At 60.0% G+C, this 5182-nt stretch carries 4 protein-coding genes; 1 reads left to right on the top strand and 3 read right to left on the bottom strand.

Features of this window, described 5'->3' with window-relative positions; translation table 11 throughout:
- On the top strand, positions 1-956 hold a 956-nt coding region (locus F8J34_RS00720), incomplete at its 5' end, for a methyl-accepting chemotaxis protein (RefSeq protein WP_297055349.1).
- 20 nt (positions 957-976) lie between these two features.
- On the opposite strand, the gene F8J34_RS00725 is transcribed toward F8J34_RS00720, so the two are convergent.
- Genes F8J34_RS00725 through F8J34_RS00735 form a run of 3 tightly spaced genes read right to left on the bottom strand, consistent with a single transcriptional unit; the run spans position 977 to position 5092 of the window.
- Positions 977-2035, bottom strand: a complete 1059-nt coding sequence (locus F8J34_RS00725; RefSeq protein WP_297055351.1) for a DRTGG domain-containing protein — start codon at positions 2033-2035, stop codon at positions 977-979.
- A gap of 3 nt (positions 2036-2038) precedes the next feature.
- Positions 2039-4126 carry an acetate--CoA ligase alpha subunit gene (gene acs, locus F8J34_RS00730; RefSeq protein WP_297055353.1) on the bottom strand — a complete coding sequence of 696 codons (2088 nt, stop codon included), beginning with the start codon at positions 4124-4126 and terminating at the stop codon, positions 2039-2041.
- Between the two features lie 51 nt (positions 4127-4177).
- Positions 4178-5092, bottom strand: a complete 915-nt coding sequence (locus F8J34_RS00735) for a TIGR01212 family radical SAM protein (RefSeq protein WP_297055355.1) — start codon at positions 5090-5092, stop codon at positions 4178-4180.
- Between the last annotated feature and the right edge of the window lie 90 nt (positions 5093-5182).

The following is a 5182-nucleotide window of genomic DNA, read 5'->3' on the forward strand; positions in this document are numbered from 1 at the left end:
CCAGGCTGGTTAAAGGAATTGCCAGAATCTCGGACGGCGATTTTACCTATCGTTTTGAGGTTACGGGGCGGGACGAGATCGGGGAGATGACAAGGGACCTCAATCGCATGGTGGAAAGGCTTTCCGGGGATCTGATGAATCTTGCGGAAAAGGCCGCCCGGGTGGGAGAGATTACGGGCACGGTGGTTTCGGAGGCAGAAGGTATCGGGGAAGAGGCCCGTCAGCAGAAGGTACTGGTGGAGAAAACCCGGGAGACCTCGACCAAACTCACGGGGGTCAGGGAGGAGACAGGCCAGGCCGAGGAAGCGGTCAAACAGGTGTACGCACTGGTTTCCTCCGGAGAGGCCCTGCTTAACGAGGCCCAGAATCTGACCGAGCGGACCTCGCAGACGGTGGAAGAGGTGTGGCAGGGTATTTCTCGGTTGCATGAACTTTCCGGGCAGATCGGGAAGATCAGCCAGACCATCCGAGACATCGCCAGCCGCACCAATCTTCTAGCGCTCAACGCCACCATCGAGGCGGCCCGGGCCGGGGAGGCCGGCAAGGGCTTTGCGGTGGTGGCGGGCGAGGTCAAGGAACTCTCCCGCCAGACCGAGGAGGCCACCGGCGAGATCGAAAAACTCATTTCGGAGATCTCCGGCGGGGTGGAGGAGAGTGTGAATCTTATGCAAGAGATCCTGGAAGAAGCTCGGTCCGGAAAAGAGAAGGTAGCGGAGGTTTACAGTTTCTTTCAGCAGATCTTTCAGGAATTGCAAACCGTATCCCAAACTTTTGAACACACCCGGAAGGCGGTGGAGGAGATGGCGGAGGTTATCCATCGGGAGATCGGCGAGATTTACCAGGGAGCGGTGAAAAATGAGGAAACCATCGCCAGGCTGAAGAAACTTTCTTTCGAACTGCGCAATCTGGTCCAGGACCTGGAGAACCTGATAAGAAAGGTAAAAGGTCGGATCTAACCCCTAAACCGGTAGCCAGGTTAAATTTCCAGAAATTCACTCAGAAGGTCCTCGGCCAGGTGCTGGACGAAGAGATCCCGGGCCTGTTTGACCTTCTGAGGATGCCGTAACGGGGCCTCGGCGGAGAGGCGCTCCACCCTCCGGGCCACGGAATAGGTATCCCCCTCCACTACCAGCACCGGTACCCCGGCCTCCTCGGCCCGGGAGAGGATGATCTCATTGGGATAGAGCCCCCCGGTGAGGAGCAGGCACCGGGCTCCGGTCTCCAGGGCGGCGAGCTGGATATCCGAGCGATCCCCGCCCACGATGACCCCGAAGTTGCGACTGCGGCGAAAATATCTTATGGCCTGATCTACCTGCATCCCGCCGATAAGGAAGTCTTCCACCAGGGGATCTCCCTCGAAGGGAAAGAGGACTCTGGCCTGGAGGACCTCCGTAAGCTCCCTCACCGAGACCCCGGCCAGCACCGCATCGTAAGGGATCTCGCCCAGGACTTTGACCCCCTGCCTCTGGATAAAGGGCTTGATGAAGCCCTGATATTCTTCGGATAGCTCGGGGGTGAGGGCGTTCACCAGAAGGGCTACCCGGTTCCCCCCGAGATCCTCCAGAACCTTGAGGAGAAGGTCCAGGCTCTCCAGCCCTTCATAGCGCATCACCAGAAGGACCCGGCAGGGTATCTCCCGGAGGAGATGAGGGGCGGAAAGCCCCAGGAAATAACCGGCGTAAAAGCCCCCGTAACCGTGAAGAAGGACCCTTTTTCCGCTTTCCCCGGCCCTCCGGACCAGAGAAACCACCCTTTCCGTAAGGCTGCCTTTTCCTTCCTGCAAGGCCTCTACCACGAATTCCTGGGACAGGACTATTCCGGTGAGTTCCTCGGGAGGTATCTCCAGCCCCAGGGTCCGGGAGACGAAAAGGGCGTCCCCGTCGGTAATAGAGCCCCGGGCCTCCACCGGACGCCCTCCCAGGGGACGTCGATAGGTAAAGGGGACCCCTTTTTCCTTCAAAAATTCCCCCAGACCCAGGACCGCAGCGGTCTTTCCGGCATGAGGGGCAACGGAAAGGACATAGATGATACTCATGGCTTAACCCTCCAGTATCAATCGGGCATCTACCGCCACGGCTCCTTCCCCGCGGCGGCGCACCATAAAGGGATTGACCTCCCCTTCCACCAGTTCCGGAAAATCCGCAGCCAGATGACTCAGGGCCACCAGAGCCGAGGTGAGAGCCGGAAGGTCGGCTTCCTCCTCCCCCCGCACCCCTCGCAGGAGGCCGAAGCCCCGAATTTCCCGGATCATCTCCCGGGCCTCTTCGGGCTCGAGCGGAGCCAGCCGGAAGGATACATCCCTTAATACCTCCACATAAATACCCCCCAGCCCGAACATGACCATGGGGCCGAACTGGGGATCGCGGGTGAATCCCAGAATTACCTCCCGGGCGTTGGTGATCATCTCCTGAACCAGAATGCCGGTGATGGTGGCCCGGGGTAGGGCTTTCCTTACCCGGAGGAGGATTTCCTGAAAGCCCCGGATCAACTCCTCTTCAGTGCGAATATTGACCTTTACCCCTCCCAGGTCGGTCTTGTGTTGGATCTCCGGCGAAACCACCTTGAGGACCAGGGGATAGCCCACCACCTTGGCGGCAAGCAGGGCCTCTTCGGTGGTACGGGCCAGAAGGGCCCTGGGGAAACGAAATCCGTAAGCCTCCAGGATTTCGCGCACCTCGTGGTCGTAAAGGTGGCTCCTTTCCTCCTCGCGCACCTGTCTCATAACCGTAGCCGCCCGTTCGAAATCCACGCTCGGAGGACTTTCTTTCCCTCCGCTTTTTCGGGAAAAAAAGGTGAAAAGCCAGGATTTCTCCAGCGTGGCCACCGCCTCCTCGGGATAGGGAAAGACCGGTACCCCCTTGCGTTTGAGAAGGGTGGTTCCTTTCTTTACGCTATCTTTGCCCAGAAAACAGGCCGTAAGGGGTTTTTCGGTCTTTTTGCGGGTGATCCTTTCGGCCACCTCGGCAGGGTCCACGGTGGCCGTATGGGAGAGGATAACCAGTAGGCCGTGGATCTTGGGATCTTCCAGTAATACCTCCAGGGCCTTTTCGTATCTTTCGGCATCGGCATCCCCGGCCACATCCACCGGGTTATAGAAGGCGGCGTAGGGGGGAAGTATCCGCCGGAGTTTATCCACGGTCTCCGGACCCAGGGCGGGAATCTCCAGCGCCGAGCGCTCGATGGCGTCTGCGGCTACTATTCCCGGCCCTCCGGAGTTGGTGAGCACCGCCACCGCCGGCCCTTCCAGGGGAGGTTGAAGGGCGAAGAACAGGGCCAGGTCAAAGAACTCCTGCAGGGTAGCCGCCCGGATGACCCCTGCTTTCTTTACCGCCGCGGAGAAGGCCTGTTCCGAGCCGGCGAGCGAGCCTGTGTGTGAGGAGGCCGCCCGGGCCCCGGCCCCGGTGACCCCGCTCTTAAAGATCACCACCGGCTTCTTGCGGGAGACCTCCCGGGCCACCTCCACGAAGGCCCGTCCGTCGTCTATGCCCTCGATGTAGCCCAGGATCACCCGGGTGTGGGGATCCTCGCCCAGGGCACGGAGACACTCCACCTCGGATACATCGCATTTGTTTCCCAGGCTTACGAAACGGGAAAGCCCCACCTTCTCGGCCCGGGACCACTCCAGAAGGTGCAGACACAGGGCTCCGGACTGAGAAAAGAACCCCACCGCTCCTCGGAGGGGTTTTACCGCGGCAAAGGTTACGTTTAAGCGGGCATAAGTGTCCAGCACCCCCAGGCAGTTGGGCCCCACGATGCGGATCCCGAAACTCCGGGCCCGGGAAAGGACCTCCCTTTCCAGCTGCGCCCCTTCTCTTCCCGATTCCCGGAAACCCGCAGAGAGGATTACCGCCGCCCGGACCCCTTTCTTTCCGCATTCCTCGATCACCTGCGGTACAAGCGGCGCCCTTACCGCAATGACCGCGAGATCCACCTGGCCCGGGATCTCGCTTACCGAGGGATAGACTTTGAGCCCCAGAATCTCCTGGGCCTTGGGATTTACCGGATAGATGGCTCCCCGGAAGCCGGCGGAAAGGAGATTATCCAGTACGGTATGCCCTACCTTGCCCGGTTCCCTGGAAGCCCCCACCACCGCCACGGCTCTGGGACGAAAAAGAAAATCCAGCATAGAGTCTATGTTACTACTCTTCCCGGCGAGATCCAACCTTTCGACCAAAGATCACTCCAGGTATTTCCCCTGGTAGAGCCCCCGGTTGAGCATGGTCTCCTCAATGAGGCGCCGGGTCCCGGTCTTGTCCCGGGCCCAGTCCGGGGCCACCAGTTCCTCGGGTCTTGGGTCGCCGGTAAGACGCTGGATAACCACCCTCGGCGGAAGATGCGCGATGGCCTCGGCCGTAAGATCCGCATACTCGCCCTGGGTGAGGGGACGATACCGTCCCTCGCGGTAAAGTTTTTCCATCCCGGAACCCTTAACCACATAGAGTTCGTGAAACTTGATCCCGTCGATGGGAAGCCGGGCAAGGGTCCTTACCGTCTCAAGCATCTCCAGCGGCCCCTCCCCGGGAAGCCCGAAGATGATATGCACGCACACGAGAAGCCCCCGGGCCTTGAGCAACTCAAGGGCCGAAAGGAAGTCCTCAAAGGTATGCCCCCGGTTGATCCGGAGGAGGGTCTCATTGTGCACGCTCTGAAGCCCGAGTTCCACCCAGACCAGGAGGCCCCGATCCCTGAACCCGGAAAGGACCTCGGCCACGGCCTCATCCACGCAGTCCGGCCGTGTCCCCACACAGAGCCCCACCACCCGCTCGTCCACCAGGGCCTCCTCATACCGCCTCTGGAGAAGATCCGACGGCCCGTAGGTGTTGGAGAAGGCCTGAAAGTAGGCCAGAAACTTCCGGGCCCCGTAGCGCCGGGCCATGTGCTCCATGCCGTGGAGCATCTGTTCCCTTACGGAAAGGCCCTTTCGCGCGGCCCCGGTCCCCGACCCGTAGGCGTTGCAATAAATACAGCCTCCGCGGCCCTTGGTCCCGTCCCGGTTGGGACAGGTAAACCCCGCATCCAGCGGGACCTTCTGCACCCGCTCCCCGAATCTTTCCTTCAGGAATTGATTGAGGGAATAGTAAAGGGATCGCATCTCTTTAATATTACCCTCCCTGCCAATACCTTGCCCTGATTTTTATTGAAAAAATCTATTTCAGTAATAGAAATAGGCAAGATATAATGG

It is taken from the genome of Thermosulfurimonas sp. (assembly GCF_015491435.1).
Classification (GTDB): domain Bacteria; phylum Desulfobacterota; class Thermodesulfobacteria; order Thermodesulfobacteriales; family Thermodesulfobacteriaceae; genus Thermosulfurimonas_A.